Annotated in this window: 16 protein-coding genes and 1 tRNA gene; 6 read left to right on the top strand and 11 right to left on the bottom strand. The window is 68.2% G+C overall.

Going from position 1 to position 19780, the window contains the following annotated elements; genetic code table 11:
• Positions 1-94 precede the first annotated feature (94 nt).
• Positions 95-1294 carry a sensor histidine kinase gene (locus ACFYO1_RS25230; protein ID WP_387235702.1) on the bottom strand — a complete coding sequence of 400 codons (1200 nt, stop codon included), beginning with the start codon at positions 1292-1294 and terminating at the stop codon, positions 95-97.
• Positions 1295-1487: 193 nt separating this feature from the next.
• On the bottom strand, positions 1488-1937 hold the full coding sequence (locus tag ACFYO1_RS25225) for a hypothetical protein (protein ID WP_387235699.1): 450 nt from the start codon (positions 1935-1937) through the stop codon (positions 1488-1490).
• 429 nt (positions 1938-2366) lie between these two features.
• Between ACFYO1_RS25225 and dnaE the strand changes: the two genes are divergently transcribed.
• On the top strand, positions 2367-5915 hold the full coding sequence (dnaE, locus tag ACFYO1_RS25220; protein WP_387235696.1) for a DNA polymerase III subunit alpha: 3549 nt from the start codon (positions 2367-2369) through the stop codon (positions 5913-5915).
• A gap of 22 nt (positions 5916-5937) precedes the next feature.
• Here the strand turns inward: dnaE and ACFYO1_RS25215 are convergent.
• The 3 genes from ACFYO1_RS25215 to ACFYO1_RS25205 form a co-directional block, all read right to left on the bottom strand.
• Positions 5938-6017: transfer RNA gene (locus ACFYO1_RS25215), tRNA-Ala, on the bottom strand.
• Positions 6018-6136: 119 nt separating this feature from the next.
• Positions 6137-7324, bottom strand: coding sequence for a Cmx/CmrA family chloramphenicol efflux MFS transporter (locus ACFYO1_RS25210; protein ID WP_387235693.1), 1188 nt, complete (start codon positions 7322-7324; stop codon positions 6137-6139).
• Between the two features lie 76 nt (positions 7325-7400).
• A complete protein-coding gene (locus tag ACFYO1_RS25205) occupies positions 7401-7973 on the bottom strand; it encodes a TetR/AcrR family transcriptional regulator (protein WP_387235690.1) in 573 nt (190 codons plus the stop codon).
• Positions 7974-8087: 114 nt separating this feature from the next.
• On the opposite strand from ACFYO1_RS25205, the gene ACFYO1_RS25200 reads away from it, so the two are divergent.
• Entirely contained in the window at positions 8088-8405 is a 318-nt protein-coding gene (locus ACFYO1_RS25200) for a hypothetical protein (protein ID WP_387235687.1), read from the top strand.
• Entirely contained in the window at positions 8402-8725 is a 324-nt protein-coding gene (locus ACFYO1_RS25195; protein ID WP_387235685.1) for a type II toxin-antitoxin system PemK/MazF family toxin, read from the top strand. Before ACFYO1_RS25200 ends, ACFYO1_RS25195 begins: the two co-directional genes overlap by 4 nt.
• 65 nt (positions 8726-8790) lie before the next feature.
• On the opposite strand, the gene ACFYO1_RS25190 is transcribed toward ACFYO1_RS25195, so the two are convergent.
• The 3 genes from ACFYO1_RS25190 to ACFYO1_RS25180 all read right to left on the bottom strand — a co-directional run bounded on the left by ACFYO1_RS25190 (position 8791) and on the right by ACFYO1_RS25180 (position 11598).
• On the bottom strand, positions 8791-9438 hold the full coding sequence (locus tag ACFYO1_RS25190) for a class I SAM-dependent methyltransferase (RefSeq protein ID WP_387238544.1): 648 nt from the start codon (positions 9436-9438) through the stop codon (positions 8791-8793).
• Positions 9439-9644: 206 nt separating this feature from the next.
• Entirely contained in the window at positions 9645-10034 is a 390-nt protein-coding gene (locus ACFYO1_RS25185) for a hypothetical protein (RefSeq protein WP_387235682.1), read from the bottom strand.
• 691 nt (positions 10035-10725) lie between these two features.
• Positions 10726-11598: a hypothetical protein gene (locus ACFYO1_RS25180; RefSeq protein ID WP_387235679.1), complete on the bottom strand. Its 873-nt coding sequence runs from the start codon at positions 11596-11598 to the stop codon at positions 10726-10728.
• 147 nt (positions 11599-11745) lie between these two features.
• Here ACFYO1_RS25180 and treZ point away from each other — a divergent pair, with 147 nt between their 5' ends.
• Both treZ and ACFYO1_RS25170 read left to right on the top strand, forming a co-directional pair.
• Positions 11746-13470, top strand: coding sequence for a malto-oligosyltrehalose trehalohydrolase (treZ, locus tag ACFYO1_RS25175; RefSeq protein WP_387235677.1), 1725 nt, complete (start codon positions 11746-11748; stop codon positions 13468-13470).
• An 88-nt stretch (positions 13471-13558) separates the two neighbouring features.
• The gene (locus tag ACFYO1_RS25170; RefSeq protein WP_387235673.1) at positions 13559-14806 is read left to right on the top strand and encodes a serine hydrolase domain-containing protein; all 1248 of its coding nucleotides are present in this window, start codon (positions 13559-13561) and stop codon (positions 14804-14806) included.
• Between the two features lies 1 nt (position 14807).
• Here the strand turns inward: ACFYO1_RS25170 and ilvA are convergent, their stop codons facing one another.
• Together ilvA and ACFYO1_RS25160 are read right to left on the bottom strand one after the other, a co-directional pair.
• Positions 14808-16163 carry a threonine ammonia-lyase IlvA gene (gene ilvA / locus ACFYO1_RS25165; RefSeq protein WP_387235670.1) on the bottom strand — a complete coding sequence of 452 codons (1356 nt, stop codon included), beginning with the start codon at positions 16161-16163 and terminating at the stop codon, positions 14808-14810.
• 98 nt (positions 16164-16261) lie between these two features.
• Positions 16262-16699 carry a nitroreductase family deazaflavin-dependent oxidoreductase gene (locus tag ACFYO1_RS25160; protein ID WP_387235667.1) on the bottom strand — a complete coding sequence of 146 codons (438 nt, stop codon included), beginning with the start codon at positions 16697-16699 and terminating at the stop codon, positions 16262-16264.
• Positions 16700-16788: 89 nt separating this feature from the next.
• Here ACFYO1_RS25160 and ACFYO1_RS25155 point away from each other — a divergent pair, with 89 nt between their 5' ends.
• Positions 16789-17016 (top strand): hypothetical protein, encoded by a 228-nt coding sequence (locus ACFYO1_RS25155; protein ID WP_387235664.1) that lies wholly within the window; start codon positions 16789-16791, stop codon positions 17014-17016.
• On the opposite strand, the gene ACFYO1_RS25150 is transcribed toward ACFYO1_RS25155, so the two are convergent.
• Positions 17013-19700: an AAA family ATPase gene (locus ACFYO1_RS25150; RefSeq protein WP_387235661.1), complete on the bottom strand. Its 2688-nt coding sequence runs from the start codon at positions 19698-19700 to the stop codon at positions 17013-17015. The genes ACFYO1_RS25155 and ACFYO1_RS25150 overlap by 4 nt on opposite strands.
• Positions 19701-19780: the final 80 nt, after the last annotated feature.

The raw sequence follows: 19780 nt of genomic DNA, 5'->3' as shown, positions 1-19780 counted from the left end.
AGCGGCACACCACGGCGGGCCTTCTCGATGTTCGCCGCGTAAACGCCATCGTGCGCCGCTGGTGCTCGTGCTGCGGTTCGCCCGACGCCATGGCTCACGCCTGGATGCCGGCGCGGAACTTCGGCACCCGCAGGGAGACCTTCGTTCCCGCTCCCGGCGCGGTTTCCACGATGAGGCCGTAGTCGTTGCCGAAGGCGGCGCGCAGCCGGTCGTCGACGTTGGCCAGGCCGACGTGTGCCGATTCGCCGGAACTCGCGGGGCCGCTGCCGGTTTCGACGGCGTCGAGGGCGCCGGAGCGGAGCAGCTCGGGGTCCATGCCCACGCCGTCGTCCTCGACGCTGATCAGGCAGTCGGTACCCGCGTCGGTGGCCGTGATGCTGACCGTGCCGCCGCGGGCGGCGCGAGCGAGGCCGTGCCGGACCGCGTTCTCGACGAGGGGTTGCAGCGCGAGGAAGGGCAGGACGACGCCGAGCACCTCCGGCGCGATCTGCAGGCGCACGTCGAGGGCGTCGCCGAACCGGGCGCGTTCGAGGGCGAGGTAGCGCTCGATATTGCGCAATTCGTCGGCCAGCACGGTGAATTCGCCTGCGGCACGGAAGGAGTAGCGGGTGAAGTCGGCGAATTCGAGGATCAGTTCGCGGGCCCGGTCCGGGTCGGTGCGCACGAACGAGGCGATGGTGTTGAGCGCGTTGTAGATGAAGTGCGGACTGATCTGCGCCCGCAACGCCCGCACCTCCGCGCGGTCCAGCCTGGCCCGGGATGCGTCCAGCTCGGCCAATTCGAGCTGCCCGCAGGCATACCTGGCCACCTCGGCAACCGCCCCGAGCCATCCCGGCCCCGGCTGACCTGTGGTGACCACGCCGATCGCCCCGGCCACCCCGGTGCTGTCGATCAGCAGCGGCTGGGCGATGAGCGCGCGGCCCGCGTGCTCGCCGCTGCCCGGCCCGGACACGAGCACCGGCCGCTCGCCGGCGACGGCCCGCTTGGCCGCCTCGGTGAAGTGTTCGGCGAGCTCGGCATGCGGTCCGTCCCAGGCGAGCAGCACGCCGTCCGGATCGGCCACGCCGAGCGCCTCGGCCCCGGTCAGCGCCCGCAGGTGCGGGGCCGACTCCTGCGCCGACTGCGCGGTCAGCCCGCGCCGCAAGGGAATCGCCGCCAGCGACGCGGTATGCAACGCCGAGTGCACCGCCCGCTCGGCCGGCGTGGTCACCACACGCCGGGTCCGCGGCCAGATGATCAGCGCACCGGCGATCAACGCCGCCGAGACGACGAGGGCGACAACGGTAGTCGTCATCGCGGTTCCGAAAACCAGCACACCGGCAGCGCGTTCATCCGCTGATTATGCCGTCCGCCGAATGCCCGAGCGGTGCACCGCAGCCCCGGGTTGCCTCGACGCAGGTTGCGTCCACTTGACGCTTGTCGCAGCATCCGTCGAGAAGAGGCAACGCAGATCGACTCGGAACGACGGCGTTGCCTGTTGGGACGATCTATCCCTGGTAATGGTCGACGCGGAATTCGACCGTGCCGGGTTCGGGGATATGCGCCGCACCGACGGTCATCGTGCCGGTGAATTTGCCGATGCCGGGGTGGAACAGCGCGGAATAGCCGCTGTTGCCCCAATATCCGGGTCCGTGCGCGGTCACCGCGAACGCGCCGGTCTCGCCGGTCTCGACATTGCGCCAGTTCAGCGTGAGCGCCAGGGTGCAGCCACCGACCCCGACCATGGTGGTCGCCACGCTGAACGCCGCGTGCTCCGGATAGGCGTTGCTGGTCACGGCGGAGCTGACCTGCGCGACGCAGAGCCCCTCGGTGAGCGAATAGAAACTGTCGAACTGGTCCACGATCTGGGCCGCGGCCGGCGCCGAGGTGGCGACCAGGGCGGCCACGGCGAGGGCGGGTACGGCGGGAATCGCGAACAGTGCCTTGAGCGAATTCATCAAACACCTCAGCAGGTTCGGTCACACTCGGGTCTGTCGTATGCCCCGACTATGCTCCTATCGCAACGCGATATCCCCGATTCGATGCTTTCGATTCCGGGGGCACTACCGCTGGCCCCCTTCGACAATGATTGGTCCGGCTGGAAATTCGTCTGGCGGAAGAAAATCTGACCGCGAGTGTCGTGGCCGACTGCCGGGGATGGCTCGAGCGCGCCAGAGTAGGGTCGACCGGTCCGCGCCAGACGTCACTCGCGGAAATCAGACATCTCCAGGGCGACTCGCCAGACGCGCCGGTGATCTTCGACACCGACACGCCGGGGCCTCCTGGGACGTCTCGTTGCGCGCCGCGCGCCTCGGAAAAAATGTCATACCGACGTGCCTAGAATCGCTAGGCCAACCCCCGTCGAGACCTTGGGAGGAAGGACCGTCTTGGCCGCCTCGTCCGGATCGTTCGTTCACCTGCACAACCACACCGAGTACTCCATGCTCGACGGTGCGGCTAAGATTTCGCCCCTGTTCGCCGAGGCGAAACGCTTGGGTATGGACGCGGTGGGGATGACCGACCACGGCAACATGTACGGCGCCTCCGAGTTCTACAACTCGGCGAAGAAGGCCGGCATCAAACCGATCATCGGCATCGAGGCCTACATCGCGCCCGCCTCCCGGTTCGACACCAAGCGCGTGCAGTGGGGCGATCCGAGCCAGAAGGGCGACGACGTCTCCGGCTCCGGCGCCTACACCCACATGACCATGGTCGCGGAGAACGCGACCGGCCTGCGCAACCTGTTCAAGCTGTCCTCGCTGGCGTCGCTGGAGGGTCAGCTCGGCAAGTGGGCGCGCATGGACGAAGAGATCATCGCGCAGTACGCCGAGGGCATCATCGCGACCACCGGCTGCCCGTCGGGCGAGGTGCAGACGCGCCTGCGGCTCGGCCACGACCGCGAGGCGCTGGAGGCCGCGGCCAAGTGGCAGGAGATCTTCGGGAAGGACAACTTCTTCCTGGAGATCATGGACCACGGGCTGTCCATCGAACGCCGGGTCCGCGAGGGACTGCTCGAAATCGGCCAGAAGCTCGGCATTCCGCCGATCGCGACCAACGACTGCCATTACGTCACCAAGGACCAGTCGACCAATCACGAAGCGCTGCTGTGCATTCAGACCGGCAAGACGCTCAGCGACCCCACCCGGTTCAAGTTCGACGGGGACGGCTACTACCTGAAGTCCGCCGAGGAGATGCGCGCGCTGTGGGACGCCGAGGTGCCCGGCGCCTGCGACAACACCGTGCTCATCGGCGAACGCGTGCAGTCCTACGACGACGTGTGGGCGTTCAAGGACCGGATGCCGGTGTTCCCGGTGCCCGAGGGCGACGACCAGAACTCCTTCCTGCGCAAGGAAGTCGACCGCGGCCTGGCCCGTCGGTTCCCGGACGGGGTGCCGGAGGAGTACTACACCCGCGCCTACTTCGAGCTCGACGTCATCAAGCAGAAGGGCTTCCCGGCCTACTTCCTCGTCGTCGGCGACCTGGTGTCGCACGCGAAAGAGGTCGGCATCCGGGTCGGCCCCGGCCGTGGTTCGGCGGCCGGTTCGCTGGTCGCCTACGCGCTCGGCATCACCAACATCGACCCGATTCCGCACGGCCTGCTGTTCGAGCGGTTCCTGAACCCGGAACGCCCGTCCGCGCCCGATATCGATATCGACTTCGACGATCGCCGCCGCGGTGAGATGGTCCGCTACGCCACCGAGAAGTGGGGCACCGACCGGGTCGCCCAGGTGATCACCTTCGGCACCATCAAGACCAAGGCCGCGATCAAGGACTCGGCGCGCGTGCTGTTCGGTCAGCCCGGTTTCGCCATCGCCGACCAGATCTCCAAGGCGCTGCCGCCGCCGATCATGGCCAAGGACATCTCGGTCGCGGGCATCACCGACCCCGATCACGAGCGGTACAAGGAGGCCGCCGAGGTCCGCGAACTCATCGGCAGCAATCCCGATGTCGCCAAGATCTACGAGACCGCTCGCGGCCTCGAGGGCCTGATCCGCAACGCGGGCGTGCACGCCTGCGCGGTGATCATGTCCTCCGAGCCGCTCACCGACACCATCCCGGTGTGGAAGCGCGCCCAGGACGGCGCCATCATCACCGGCTGGGACTACCCGTCGTGTGAGGCCATCGGCCTGCTGAAGATGGACTTCCTCGGCCTGCGCAACCTCACCGTCATCGGTGACGCGATGGAGAACATCAAGGCCAACCGCGGCATCGATCTCGATCTGGACACGCTGCCGCTGGACGACAAGGCCACCTACGAATTGCTGTCCCGCGGTGACACGCTCGGCGTGTTCCAGCTCGACGGCGGTCCGATGCGCGACCTGCTGCGCCGCATGCAGCCGACCGGCTTCAACGACATCGTCGCGGTGCTCGCGCTGTACCGCCCCGGCCCGATGGGCATGAACGCGCACAACGACTACGCCGACCGCAAGAACAACCGGCAGCCGATCAGCCCGATCCACCCCGAGCTCGAGGAACCGCTCAAGGACATCCTCTCGGAGACCTACGGCCTGATCGTCTACCAAGAGCAGATCATGTTCATCGCGCAGAAGGTCGCCTCCTACTCCATGGGTAAGGCCGACGCGCTGCGTAAGGCCATGGGTAAGAAGAAGCTCGAGGTGCTGGAGGCCGAGTACAAGGGCTTCCACGCGGGCATGACCGCCAACGGGTTCTCCGAGGCCGCGGTGAAAGCCCTGTGGGACACCATCCTTCCGTTCGCCGGTTACGCGTTCAACAAGTCGCACGCCGCCGGCTACGGCCTGGTCTCGTTCTGGACCGCGTACCTCAAGGCCAACTACCCGGGCGAATACATGGCCGGACTGCTCACCTCCGTCGGTGACGACAAGGACAAGGCCGCGGTCTACCTGTCGGACTGCCGCCGCCTGGGCATCACCGTGCTGCCGCCGGACGTCAACGAATCCGAACTGAACTTCGCCTCGGTCGGCAAGGACATCCGGTTCGGGCTCGGCGCTGTGCGCAACGTCGGCGCGAACGTGGTGTCCTCGATCATCGCCGCGCGCAAGGAGAAGTCGAAGTTCACCGACTTCTCCGACTATCTGAACAAGATCGACGCGGTCGCCTGCACCAAGAAGGTCACCGAATCGCTCATCAAGGCAGGCGGATTCGACTCGCTGGGGCATCCGCGCAAGGGGCTGCTGCTGGTCCACTCCGACGCCATCGACGCGGTGATGTCGACCAAGAAGGCCGAGGCGATCGGGCAGTTCGACCTGTTCGGCGGGGTGGACGCGGACGAGTCGGTGTCGTCGGTGTTCAACGTGAAGGTGCCCGACGACGAGTGGGAGTCCAAGCACAAGCTGGCGCTCGAGCGGGAGATGCTCGGCCTGTACGTGTCCGGGCATCCGCTCAACGGCGTCGAGCATGTCCTTGCGGCGCAAGCGGATACACAGATCCCGGCGATCCTCGAAGGCGACATCAAGGACGGCACCCAGGTGACCGTTGGCGGCATTCTCGCGTCGGTGAACCGGCGGATCAACAAGAACGGCCTGGCCTGGGCGTCGGCCCAGCTGGAAGACCTGGCCGGTGGCATCGAGGTGCTGTTCTTCCCGCAGGCCTACTCGGTGTACGGGATGGACGTGGTCGAGGACGCGGTGGTGCTGGTCAAGGCGCGCGTCTCGGTCCGCGACGACCGGATCTCGTTGATCGCCAACGATCTCGCGGTGCCGGATCTCTCGTCCATCGGTGTGGCCAAGCCGCTCGCGGTGGTGATGTCGACCCGGATGTGCACGCCGGACAAGATCGGCGAATTCAAGCGCATACTGTCCCGGCATCCCGGCACCGCCGATGTGCACATCCGGCACGTGGGCGCCCGGGAGAAGACGACGCTGCTGAAACTCGATGACAGCCTGCGGGTTACGCCCTCGTCGGCGCTGATGGGCGACCTGAAGGCGCTGCTCGGTCCCGGGTGCCTGGCGGTCTGATCGCCGCCAGGTCCGTTGTCGGCGGAAGCGACAGGATTCGAACCTGCACGGGCAATGCCCAGCCAGCTGCTCGCTGACCCCTTTTCCACAAGGCACGCTTCCGGTTTCAGTATGCGAGCCGGTGGGCCGGCGGGCGGTGCTTCAGGGAACATCCTGTGAGTGGGCCGTTCGACGCGAAAATCTCCGGCGGGGTAGGCCCGCCGGAGATTTTCTGATTGTGCTCAGTGCACGAGTTCGGGCTGTTTGCCGAGTTGCGATGGGGTGGCTGGGCGACGGTTCAGGAGTTGCTCCCAGGTGACCGTGCCGACGGCGGCCAGGCCGATGGCGGCGCCGATCCAGGCGACCGACGCGTAGCCGAGGCCGGCGCCGATGGCCAGGCCGCCCAGCCAGGGGCCGACGGTGATGCCGAGGTTGAACGAGGAGACGTTGAACGCCGGGGCGAGCGTCGGGCCGTCGGCGGCCAGATTGAAGACTCGGCTGTTGAGGGTGGGGTTGGTGCCGAAACCGAAGGCGCCGAGCAGGAAGGTGAGCGCGACGACCGGGGCGGGGTGTTCGGCGGTGAGGGCGAGCAGGATCGACGTGATGATCACGCCGGTGAAACCGAGGTACAGGGTGCGGATCGGGTGGGCGTCGGCGGTGCGTCCGCCGACGACGATGCCGAGGAAGCTGCCGATGCCGTAGACCACCAGCACGATCGGGATCCAGCCGTCGGCCAGGCCGGTCGTCTTCGACAGCAGTGCGCCGAGGTAGGCGAAGGTGACCATCAGCGCGGCGGTGGACAGTGCGGTGGTGCTGTAGGAGAGCCACAGGCGGGGATCGGCGATGCTGCGCAGTTCTTTTCGGAGGTCCGGCCGGATTTCCGTGCGGCCGGCCGGGATCTTGGCGAGCACGCCGATCATGGCCAGCACGGACATGATCGCGACGGCCCAGAACGCAGCGCGCCAGCCGAGGTGCTGGCCGATCGCGGTGCCCGCGGGCAGTCCGATGACCGTGGCGATGGTGAGGCCGCCGGCCACGATGCTCATTGCCTTGCCGCGTGCGTTCGCCGGGACGAGGCCGATGGCGGTGGTCGCCGCGACCGACCAGAAACCGGCGTAGACGAACGCGCCGACCACCCTCGTCCCGAACAGCACCCAGTAGTCCGAGGTCAGCGCGCCGACGACGTGCGCGCCGACGAACACCGCGAGGAAGGCGAGCAGGGCGCTGCGGCGGGGGAGGCGCAGGGTGGTGACGGCGAGGATCGGAGCGCCGATCAGCATGCCGATGGCGAAGGCCGAGATCAGCAGTCCCGCTTGGGGAATGGTGACGCCGAGGTCGGTGGAGAGCTCGGTGAGCAGCCCGGAGAGCATCATCTCCGAGGTGCCCTGGGCGAAGATGGACAAGCCCAGGATGTAGACGGCGAACGGCATCGGGTACCTCTCTGGTTTTAGATCGCTCAGTTCAAAACTGGCACATGGAAAAGGGCTGCGGGCGTGGGGGATTGGGTCAGAGGGCGTTCAGTGCGGTCGCGGCGATGGCCTGCAGTGCGTCGCGGCCGACGCCACCGCGGGCGGCCACGCGCATTCCGCCGATGGTGGCGTTGATGAAGTGTGCCAGCTCGCGGGCGTTCTTGGCCTTGTCGATTTCGCCTGCGCGCCTACCGCTTTCGAGTACCTCGGTCAGGGCGGCGAGTCGCAGTTCCTGGTCGTCGTGCAGTGTGGCGGCGACTTCGGGATCGCGGGGTGCGAGTTCGATGATCGAGTTGACCACCAGGCAGCCGAGTGGGTCGTCGTCCGGGGCGTCGACGACCTGTTGCAGGAGGGTTCGCATCTTGTCCAGCGCGGATTCGTCGCCGTCCAGCAGTGCGAAGGTGGTGGCGTTCTTCGTCGTCATGTACCGGCGCAGTGCGCGCTCGAACAGGTCGTGCTTGCTGGCGAAGGTGTTGTAGATGCTGCTGCGGCCCAGTCCGGTTGCGTCACAGAGGTCCTGGGTCGAGGTCGCCTCGTAGCCCGCGGTCCAGAACGCGCGCATCGCGGCGTCCACTGCTCGCTCCTCGTCGAACTGCCTCGGTCGTGCCATGTGAAAGACGGTAACACAGTTTTGAACAGTTCGTTTCAAAACGAAAGTGATGCGAGCTTTCGCATCACTATCTGATGCTTGATAGCGCATCTGCATCGATGTACGATCTGATGCATGACCAGAAGAACCACCTTGACCCTCACTGAGCGGGAGGAACGCACCCTGGCGACGCTCAGCGACCGAAAGGGAGCCGAGTGGGTGCTGTTCGAAACCCTCGCCGCTCACCTCGGGTACTCCCTGACCCCCGATGCCTCCGAAGCGACTGTCATCCGAGTCCTGATGTCGATCGGCGCGCAGGTGCTCATCGATGAGGCACTGGAGCAGGGCTACGCGCAACTTGCCGAAAATTGGCCAGAGATAATCGATGAGGATGAGACGCGCGAGCTTCGGCGTCGTTATGCCGAGGACGTGGACCGGGTGATGCCCGGATGACCGGCTCCGCGCCCGTCCGGGGTCAGGTGTACCGCGCTGATCTCGGATTCGGGGCGAAACCTTGGCTTATCGTGTCCAACAATCGTCGAAATCGGTTGTTATCCAATGTGCTAGCCGCCCGAATCACCACAAGCGATAAGCACGGTGCCTTGCCGACCTGGATCGGGTTAGGTTCCGATGACCCGCTGGTCGGCCATATTGTCGCCGATGACATCCACCAGCTACGCCGGGACGACCTCGGACCGCTGCTCGGGACTGTCGGACCACGCACAGTGATTGCGGTCAACGCCGCACTGAAGCTCGCACTCGCAATTCCGTAATGCACTGAATTCTCGGTAGCGAGCGGGCCGCACCGCGCCGTGTGGCGGGGATGGGCGTGCCGGAGCTAGGGGGCGACTGCCGTGCCGAGGGATTGGGCGGCGAGGAAGCGGGGGGCGTCTTCGGCGTAGAAGACGTCGATGTCTTGGATTTCGAAGCCGGCGGTGGTCAGTAGGCCGCGGATGTTTCGGTTCAGATTGCAGCCGCCGCAGAGGGTTTTCTGGATCGGGTTCAGGCGGTTCTGCCACACCTGGACCTTGTGGTCGGGGGCGAGGCCGTGCTCAACGAAATGCAGGGTTCCGCCGGGGGCGAGCACTCGGCGGACCTCGGCGAGTGCGGTGGTGACATCCGGGATGGTGCACAGGGTCCAGGTCGATATCGCGGAGTCGAAGGTGTTGTCCGCGAAGGGGAGTGACTGTCCGTCCAGCCCGGCCCGCTCGACCGGTACCTTCGACGCGGCCACGCGTTCGCTCGCCAGCTTCCACCCGAGATCAGCGGGCTCGACCGCACTGACCGAATCCACCGTCTCCGGATAGAAAGGCACATTCAACCCGGACCCGAAACCGATCTCCACGACCCGCCCGCGCAACCCGGAGCACACCCGCTCCCGCAGCGGCTCGTTGAACCGCATCCCACACGCCACATCGACGATCCGCGGCACGATTCGATCTCCATAGAAGCCCACCACCTCACTCTTCCAGCACCGACGCCGCAGCGCCACCGGGTGCGGGGACCTCGCCCCGATTGCCCGATTACGCCCGGCTGTGTCCGATGCTGTCGTGTTGCCACGGCTGACCAGCGGTTTACCGCAAGGTCATCTCCGAACGAGCCGACCGGGATCATGCACCGAACCGGTGTCGCCGCGTCGGTCGGCTCGCACGTGCGTCTGGCCCCATTGCTTGGGGTCAATCGCGACCCGTTCTAGGCGCAGGGGTCGTTCGTTACCTTCACAGTTGTCGTGCCGATCGATTTCCCGCCGTCTATGCGGCTCATCCAGGCGATGGCCTTGATCTCGTGGGTGCCCGCGGTGGCAGGGATCCAGGTCACGGACCGGTCGCCGCCCGGGCCGTGGGCGGGACCGACGCCGATCTCGGTGCCATTGTCGTAGAAAAAGGTCGACCACCCGGTGGTGGGGGCCGGGACAGAATGTGAGGTCAGGGTGACCGTGCAGCCGACCGCGACGGTTCCGCCGGTCACTTCGACAGTGGTGACCGAGGTGGCCGCTGCGCTGGGCGCCAACAACACCCCGGCCGCGAGCATGCCCATCACCCCGGATGCGCCCGCGATGATGGTCCGAGTTCTCGAAAACATTGCGCGTCTACTCCTCGCTGCGTGCTGAATTACGAACCAGTGCTGGTGAATTCAGAATGCGCGCCACCGCGGCCGCGGCGCGATACTCCGGTTCGCTGACCGGCCCAGAAACTGACGCACTCGTCGCGCCAAGACGAAGGAGCAAGTGCTCGGCGTGCTCGGCATCAGTCGATACAGGTTGGTACACGGCGGAGGGAAGCAAACGCCGAGCACGGCGGGGACGCCAAGCAGGCCGGGCGGGCTGAGCGGGCTGGGGGTGCTGGGCGGGTCGGGACGCTGGGCGGGTCGGGGGTGCCGAGCGGGTCGGGCGGGCTGAGCGGGCCGGGGTGCCGAGCGGGTCGGGCGGGCTGAGCGGGCCGGGGTGCCGAGCGGGCTGGGTGTGCTGGGCGGGCTGAGCGGGCCGTGCGGGCTGAGCAGGCGGGGTGCCGAGCGGGCTGGGTGTGCTGGGCGGGCTGAGCGGGCCGTGCGGGCTGAGCAGGCGGGGTGCCGAGCGGGCTGGGTGTGTTGAGCAGGCGGGGTGCTGAGCAGGCTGGGTGTGCTGAGCAGGCCGGGCGGGCTGAGCAGGCCGGGGGTGCCGAGCGGGCTGGGCGTGCTGGGCGGGCTAAGCAGGCTGAGCAGGTCGGGGTGCCGAACGGGCCGGGGGTGCTGAGCGGGCCGGGATGTAGCGGGTGAGGGAATCGGGGAATGTGCCCTATGGCCCGGTGCAAGCTGTCGGAGGTGCGTCGGGTGCCTTCTCCGCGACCGGCCGTATGACCGGGCCTAGCGCCGGTCGAAGCCGGGACCAGGGGACTTCCACGCAGGGGTAGCCGTAGACGTAGAGGCCGGTGTCGATGTAGATCTGTATGCCGGTGCGGGTGGGAACCCAGTTGGCGAAGTTCTTTTCCGTTGGCAGTAGCGCGGCGGTGATGGTGGGACTGTCGGCTATCTGAGGATGGACCTGCTTGGTCGCTTCGGTTGCGGCCGCGGACAATTCGGCGATCCCGGCTTGCCGATCGGTGAACAGATCACCGATCAGGACGGGGGCGGCGGCGTGGCTGTCGGTGGTGATGGTGGCGAGGATCTTGAACGGATGGGCCTCGCCCTGGTAGCTGATCAGGCCGGAGATGACCTCGCTGATCGTGCTGTCGGTGACGGAGATCTTGCCGGTGGAGTGGACCGAATGCGGGCGGGGGTCGTCGCTGTGGCCGACCGCGTCCAGTTGCTCCTGGATATACGTCCGCACACCGCGATTGAAGACCTCGGCCACCCGCGGATCGCCGCCGGACAACTCCAGCGACGCCGCGACGTCGGAAGTGCCGACACCGTTGGGCACCTCCACCTTTCGGACCGTGTAGGTCGACCCCGCGGACTGCACCGTGGTCGGGTCCACGGGTTCAGCGCTGGTGGCCGGTGCCGTCGAAGCACCGCCGGTCGTTGCCGTCACAGCCCTCGAGCGCTGCTGCGCGGCGCTACTCGGGTCCGCTCCGTTCGAACTGTCGGCCCCGCACCCGCTGAGCGCCACGGCCAACGACAGCCCCAGCACCGCGCACGACACCGTCATCGATCGCTTGGTCACCAACCGCACCGGACCTCCTCCATGGCCTCGAACCGCCCACATCATCTCTGCCCACCTGGTCCCGTGGGAAGTAGGCGCGCGAGGTTCAGCGCGGTGTAGAGCCACAGGGGATCGGGTTGCGGGGCGAGGGGAGTCGAGCCGTGGAATGCTGGCTAGGTGACCTTGTTCGAGGTGTGGGCGCCGCGGGTGGAGCAGGTGCGAGTGGATGTGGATGGTGTCGTCCATCCGATGGGGCGGTCCGGGGGTGGTTGGTGGCAGGCCGAGGTGGCCGCTGCCGACGGGGCGCGCTACGGGTTTCTGCTCGACGACGATCCGCGGGTGCTGCCGGATCCGCAGTCGGCTCGGCAGCCGGACGGGGTGCACGAGCGGTCCGCGGTGCATCGCCTCGATCGCTCGGCGTGGACGGACTCCGGATGGACCGGGCGGCCGTTGGCCGGCGCGGTGTTCTACGAGTTGCACGTCGGCACCTTCACCCCGGACGGAACATTCGACTCGGCAATCGAGCGGCTCGACTATCTGGTCGACCTCGGCATCACCGTCGTAGAACTGATGCCGGTGAACGCCTTCGACGGCACACACAACTGGGGTTACGACGGGGTGCTCTGGTACGCGGTGCACGAACCTTACGGCGGGCCGGACGGATTGCAGCGGTTCGTCGACGCCTGTCACGCGCGCGGGTTGGCGGTCGCACTGGACGTCGTCTACAACCACCTCGGCCCCTCCGGGAACTATCTTCCGCGCTTCGCGCCCTATCTCACCGAGGGGCGCAACACCTGGGGACAGAGCCTGAACCTGGACGGTCCCGACTCCGACGAGGTGCGCCGGCACATCATCGGCAACGCCTTGCGCTGGCTGCGCGACTTCCACATCGACGCACTCCGGATCGACGCCGTGCACGCGCTGGTCGACCGCACCGCGAACCACCTGCTCGCCGAACTCGCCACCGAGACCACGCGTCTCGCCGCACACCTGCGCAGGCCGCTCACCCTCATCGCGGAGAGCGACCTCAACGACCCGAAGCTGATCACCCCGCGCGCCGCGGGCGGCTACGGATTGACCGGCCAATGGAACGACGACCTGCACCACGCGATCCACACCGCGGTCTCGGGTGAACGCCAGGGCTACTACGCCGATTTCGGCTCGCTGCGCTGCCTGGCCCACACCCTGACGCACGGATTCTTCCACGCCGCAACGTTTTCCAGCTTCCGCGGCCGCACCCACGGCCGCCCGATCGACACCGCGGTGATCCCGGCCAGCGCCCTGCTCGCCTACACCTGCAACCACGATCAGATCGGCAACCGCGCCATCGGCGACCGCCCCAGCGCCAATCTCACCGACGGCCAACTGGCGATCAAGGCCGCGCTGGTGCTGTGCTCGCCGTACACGCCGATGTTGTTCATGGGGGAGGAGTGGGGCGCGAACACGCCGTTCCTGTTCTTCACCTCGCACACCGACCCGGTGATCGCCGCCGCCACCGCGGACGGCCGCAAGGCCGAATTCGCCGAACACGGCTGGAGCACCGACCAGGTACCGAACCCACAGGACCCCCGGACGTTCCTGCGCTCGAAGCTGAACTGGTCCGAACTCGAAAAATCTCGCCACATCCGGCTACATTCCTGCTATCGAAAACTGCTCGCCCTGCGCCGCGACCGACCCGAACTCACCGACCCGTGGCTGACCCACATCTCGGTCGACTACGACGAGAACGCGCGCTGGATCGTCGTGCACCGCGGCGCGCTGAAGCTGGTGTGCAACCTGTCCGAAGACCAGGTCACCGTGCCGGTCACCGGCATTTCGCTGCTGTCCTGGGAGCCGCCGACCCTGGGTCCGTCGGCCACAACGCTTCCCGCGCATTCGTTCGCGATCCTCGCCGACTACTGAGGAAACCCCGGTTGCGAGGAAGTCACGAAAGAAAACTGTCCGAGACAGACTCATTGCCCGGTGTGACCGCCGCCATTACCGTAGAAAGATGAGCAACGACGCTTCCGGGGATCTAGCGCCGATCCCGACCGGGATGGGTGGCCGCGCCACCGCCGAATTCGCCCCGCTGGTGCGCGCTTTCGCCAGGACCTTCGGGCACCGCCGCGGCGCGGGCGGCGCACTCGCGGTGCATCTGCACGGTGAGCCACTGCTCGACATCTGGACCGGATCCGGCGGCAGCACGCCGTGGACGCAGGACACCGGGTCGATCATCTTCTCCGCGACGAAGGGCATCACCGCCACCGTCATCCACCGCCTCGCCGACCGTGGGCTGATCGATTACACCGCACCGGTCGCGGAGTACTGGCCGGAGTTCGCCGCCAACGGCAAGGCGAAAATCACCGTGCGCCAAGCGATGACGCACAGCGCCGGCCTGTCCGCCCTCGCGCCGCTGGCCACCGGGCTCGGCGACGTGCTCGACCACGAGCTGATGGAACAGCGCCTGGCCGCCGCGAAACCCGATCGCCTGCTGGGGGTTCCGGCCTATCACGCGCTCACCTTCGGCTGGCTGATGGCCGGCTTGGCCCGCGCGATCACCGGCCGCGGCATGGGCGAGTTGTTCCGGTCCGAGGTCGCCGACCCGCTCGGCATCGACGGCATCCACCTCGGCACCCCGCCGCCGGACGCACCGACCACCTACGCGCCACTGGCCGGCTCCCAGCTGAGCCTGATCGGAAAGCCGGTCAGCGCAATGATATTGGGCCGCAGCCACCGGATCCCCGGCGCGCTGGGCGCGGCCACCCGCTGCCTGTTCCTGCCCGGCCTGGAATCCATCCTGGCCGGTGAGCAGCCACCGATCCTGAACACCGAGCTCGGCGCGGGCAACGGTGTCTGCACCGCGCCCGCGCTCGCCACCATGTACGGCGCACTCGCCAACAACGGTATGGCCGACGGCCGTCAGTACCTGAGCCCGCGAACCATCAAGGCGATCAGGCGGATTCAGACCTACCGCCTCGACCATGCCCTGTTCTACACGCCCATGCTCTGGCGGCTCGGCTATCACTCGCTGCCGATGCCGGGCGCGCACGCCGGATTCGGCCACATCGGTCTCGGCGGTTCGTTCGGCTGGGCCGAACCGCGCCTCGGCCTTTCGGTCGGCTTCGTGCACAACCGGCTCTCGGCGGGCCAGATGTCCTACGACATGTCCGCGGCGTTCTGGATGCTGCCGATGCTGCTGAACTGCCTGCGCGCCACCCGGCGCATCCCGGTGGAGGAGACGCGCGAGGCGGCGGCATAGGTCAGGTCAGATAGCGGTAGGCCGGTGAGCCAGGTTCCAGTCGCTCGCACTGGATCGGTGAGGCGGCCATCCGTTCCAGCAACGCGCCCAAACCCTCCGGGGCGCCGAGCTCGATACCGACCAGCGCCGAACCGGTTTCGCGGTTGTTGCGCTTGACGTACTCGAACGTGGTGATGTCGTCGTCCGGCCCGAGCACCTCGTCCAGGAAGCGCCGCAGCGCGCCCGGCTCCTGCGGAAAGTCCACCAGGAAATAGTGTTTCAGGCCCCGGTGCACCAGCGAGCGTTCGATGATCTCGCCGTAGCGCGACACATCGTTGTTGCCGCCGGAGACCAGGCAGACCACCGTCGACCCCGGCTCCACCGCGAGCTCGCCGAGCGCCGTCACCGCCAGCGCGCCCGCGGGTTCGGCGATGATGCCCTCGTTCTGGTACAGGTCGAGCATGGTCGTGCAGATGGCGCCCTCGTCGACCTGCATCATCCGGAAAGAGCTTGTCCCGGTGGGGGATTCGGTGGTGGTCAGTAACGGCAGCGAGGCGTGCGAGACCACCCGGCCGCCGAATCCGGCGATCGCCGCGAACGGCACCACACCGATCCGGCGCACCGCCGCACCGTCGACGAACGGGTCGATCTCCGGCAGCGTCACCGGTCCACCGGCCACCAGCGCCGCGGTCATCGAGGCCGCACCGGCCGGCTCCACGCCGAGGATCGAGGTGTGCGGCGACCGGTCGCGCAGGTAGGTGCCGACCCCGGCCAGGCAACCGCCGCCACCCACCGGCACCACCACCAGATCGGGGGAGGTGCCGAGCTGCTCCAGGATTTCCGGCGCGATGGTGCCCTGCCCGGCCGCGGTGCGCACGTCGTCGAACGGCGGCACCATGGTCGCGCCGGTGCGTTCGACATCGTCGCTGGCGGCCGCGGCGGCGGCATCGTAGGTTTCGCCGACCGCGATCAGCTGCACGAATTCACCGCCGTGCACCCGGATCCGGTCGCGCTTCTGCTTGGGTGTGGTGGTCGGCACGTAGATGCGGCACTTGATGCCCATCGCGTGGCAGGCGAACGCGACGCCCTGCGCGTGGTTGCCCGCGCTGGCCGCGACCACGCCGGCGGCGCGTTCGCTCGCGGTCAGCTGCATCACCAGGTTGTAGGCGCCGCGCAGCTTGTAGGAGCGGACCGCGGACAGGTCCTCCCGCTTCAAGTAGACGTTCGCTCCGGTGAGCCGCGAGAGCCGCTCGCTGCGTTGCAGCGGAGTCGGCTCGATAATCTCGGCAATTCGCTTGGCGGCAGCGTCGATCTCGTCCGCGCTCAGCGCGGGACGAGAAGCGGACAGTGCGTCGATGACATCAAGCGGATTGGACACCCGAAATATGCTGCCACCCGCCGCGTCGGGCTGCTGCGGCGGGTGGCGGTGCTGCACAGAATCTGCTGTCGGTGCGTCGGATGATCCGGCGCGTGGGCTCAGTTCTGCGGAGTCAAGACGAAAACGGGAATCACCCGGTCCGTCTTCTTCGTGTATTCGTTGTAGTCCGGCCAGACCGCGGCGGCCCGGTCCCACCACAGCTGCCGCTCCTCGCCGGTGACCTCGCGGGCGGTGTAGTCCTTGTTCACCTCGCCGTCGCGGAGCTCGACGTGCGGCTCGGCTTTGATGTTGTAGTACCAGACCGGGTTCTTCGGTGCGCCGCCCAGCGAGGCGACCACCGCGTATTCGCCATCGTGCTCGACCCGCATCAGCGGTGTCTTGCGCAGTTTGCCGGACTTGGCGCCCTTGGTGGTGAGCAGGATGACCGGCTTCCCCTGCATCTCGGTGCCCTCGGTACCGCCGGAGTTCTCGTACTTCTCGGCCTGCTCGCGCGCCCAGTCGGATGTGCTCGGTTCGTACTCTCCTGTCAGTGGCATAACTGCGGAAACGTCACGGCGCGCGACTGTGTTCCCGGCGACACCAAAGTTCGGTAGACCGAACTTCGGTGTCCGTATATCCTTACTGGATGGCTGTTGTTCACCCGTCGGCCCGCTCCGCGACCATCGAGATCGCCGGGAGCGCGTGGCCGCTGTACAAGCTCGAGGCGCTGGCCGCCGCGCTGGTGACCTGCCTGATTCTCGCGCTGATCACCGGATCGCCGCAGGTGGCGGTGCTGATCGCCGCTGCTGTCGGCGCGGCTCGCTGGCTGGTCGGGGCGGCCGTCGCGCGTCGCTCGGCCGATCGCGGCGCCTAGTCCGGGTCGAGCGGGAGGTCCGCGAGTTCACCTCGCGACAGCACGCCCAGCTTCGGATAGGCCTTGTACAGATGGTGACCGACCGTGCGCGGACTGAGGAACAACTGCGCGGCGATGTCCCGATTGGACATGCCCTGCGCGGCCAATCGGACGATCTGTAGCTCCTGCGGAGTCAACGTCGCCAGCACGCCCTGAGCGGCGCGGGCGGCGGCGCCGACGCCGAGTGCCGCGAGTTCGGTGCGGGTTCGGTGTGCCCACGGCCCGGCGTCGAGCCGTTCGAAGGTTTCCAGTGCGGGTTGCAGCTGAGTTCGCGCGTCGGCCTTGCGGCGCGCGCGGCGCAGCCATTCGCCGTACAGCAGTTGGGTTCTCGCCCGTTCGAACGGCCGGCCGCCGAGCCGCAGCGCCGCGCGGTAGTGCTGGTCGGCGTTCGCGTCATCGATCAGGGCTCGGCCGCGCCAGGCCAGTGCCTCGACCCATTCCTGCTGCGCCACCTCGGCCCACTCGATCAGCCGGTCCAGCGCGTCGCCCGCGCGGGCCGGATCACCGAGACGGACCGCCGCCTCGATCAGTTCGGGCAGCGCCCGCCGCCCGGCTACGTGATGGCGTGCGGGTTCGGCGGTCAGCAGGGCCAACCGGGTCAACGCGCCGTCCACCTTGCCGAGTCCAAGCTCCAGCAGGCCGAGTGCGAGATGCGTCCACGGCGCGCCGGCCGCGGCCGCACCGCCGAACTCCTCGGCGAGCGCACGGCCGACCAGCTCCCGGCAGTCTTCCGCCCGGCCTTCCAGCGCAGCCAGATACGCGAGGTAGGCCGACAGCTGGCTGATCCACTGCCCGTGCCCGAGGTCGGTCGCGATCCGCAACCCCTCGGTCGCGGCGACTCGGCCTTCCCCCGGCCTGCCGAGGAACGCCTCGGCCTCGGCCCGGAAGAACAGCAGCGTCGGCAGCAGCGCGATCCGGCCCTGCTCCCGGCATTCGGCGATGAGCTCGCCGGCCAGCTCGGCGACCTGGTCGTCCTGCCCGACGACCAGCCCCATCCCGCACATCTGCACCAGGTCTCGCGGACTGTCCGCACCCGCGTCCCGGGCCGCGGTCGCCGCCGCGCGCAGGTCGACGGTGAACCGCCCGTCGGCCGCCGCGACCAGGTAGCGGGCGATGGGCGCGAGCGGTTCGCCGTCCGGCAGCGCGAGTGCCGCCAGCGAATCGACCACCTCCGCCAGTTCCGGGGCGCCGAGATACCAGGCCGTGTGCAGCGCCTGGGCGAGGATGCGCGCCGCCCGCGGCGGCTCGGACCCGCGCACCGCCGCGGCGGCGCCGAGCAGTCGGCGGTGCGCCGAAAGTGGCTTGCCCGCACCGAATTCCGCGACACCGCGGACGAGGTCCAGACGCGCCAGCACCAGCTGATCGGTCGTCTGGGTGGCGGCGCGTTCGGCGAGCTGTCCGGCTAGATCGGGCAACCCCGTCTCGCCCGCGGTCTCGGCCGCGAGCACCAGCCTGCGCACCCGGCCCGCGGCATCGGTGCTCAGTCCGGCCGCGCGCTCATAGGCCGCGACGGCACCGTGATAACCGCTGCGCCGGCGCGCCCGATCGGCGGTGTGCTCGAGCGCGGCGGCGGTGGTTTCCTCCGGACCCGTTGCCGCCGAGGCCAAGTGCCAGGCCCGCAGGTCGGCGTCCTCGTCCGCGGTCAGCGCCTCGGCGAGCGCGCGGTGGACGGTCAGGCGCTGAGTCAGCGGCGCACCCTGGTAGACCGCCGAGCGCAACAGCGGATGACGGAAGGTCAGCGTCCGGCCGTCGCTGTGCACGAGTCCGGCGTCCTCGGCCGGCGCCAGGTCGGGCAGCTGCGCGCCGAGCGCGGCGCCCGCCCGCAGCACCGTGGCGAGCTCGGCATTGCTCGCGGCCGCCGCGATCAGCAACAGCAGCCGGGTCGGCGCGGGCAGCCTGCTCACCTGACCGTGGAACGCGACCTGGAGCCGCTGCGTCAACGGCAACGGATTCGCCCCCGCGCCAGGCGATTCCGCCGCGAGCACCGCGGGCAGCTCGCGTAACGCCAGCGGATTTCCGCCCGCTTCACTGAGCAGTCGATAGCGCAGCACCGGCGATAGATCGGGGTCACGACTGTCCACCAGTGCGGCGGCCGCCTCCGGTGGCAGCCCGGTCACGATCAGCTCGGGCAGGCCCGGCGCGGGGAAGACGTCAGCGCCCTGGCGGGTCGCGAAGATCATCACCACCCCCTCCGCGTCCAGCCGGCGCGCCGCGAACAGCAGCGCCTCCGCGGTCGCGCGATCGAGCCAGTGCGCGTCATCGATGAGGCAGAGCAGCGGCCCGTCGGTCGCCTCCTCGGCCAGCAAGGACAACACCGCCAGACCGATCAGCAGCCGATCGCCCGGATCCGGTTGGGCCAGGCCGAAAGCGCCGCGCAGCGCGTCGCGCTGGCGATCGGGCAGGTTGTCCAGCAGCGCGATGCCGGGGCGCACCAGCAGATGCAGTCCGGCGAACGGCAATTCGGCCTCGGATTCGATGCCCGCGCTGCGCACCGTCGGAATGCCTTGAGCGGCTGCGTAATCCAGCAGCGCCGTCTTGCCTATCCCGGGTTCGCCGCGCAGTACCAGCGCGCTGCTGCGTCCGTCGCGTGCCGCAGCGAGAAGCCGATCGATGTGCGCTTGTTCGGCTTGTCGTCCCTGGAGCATGTGCCCACCGTATCGGGCAGCTGGACGGCCGATCAGCGGTCGGTGAGCGCGTGGCGGTTATGCCGTGTCGTACGCGGATG

The sequence above is a fragment of the Nocardia sp. NPDC006044 genome, assembly GCF_042871115.1.
GTDB lineage: Bacteria > Actinomycetota > Actinomycetes > Mycobacteriales > Mycobacteriaceae > Nocardia.
The sequence above is the reverse complement of the archived record's forward strand: the minus strand, read 5'-3'. Positions and strand labels throughout refer to the sequence as shown.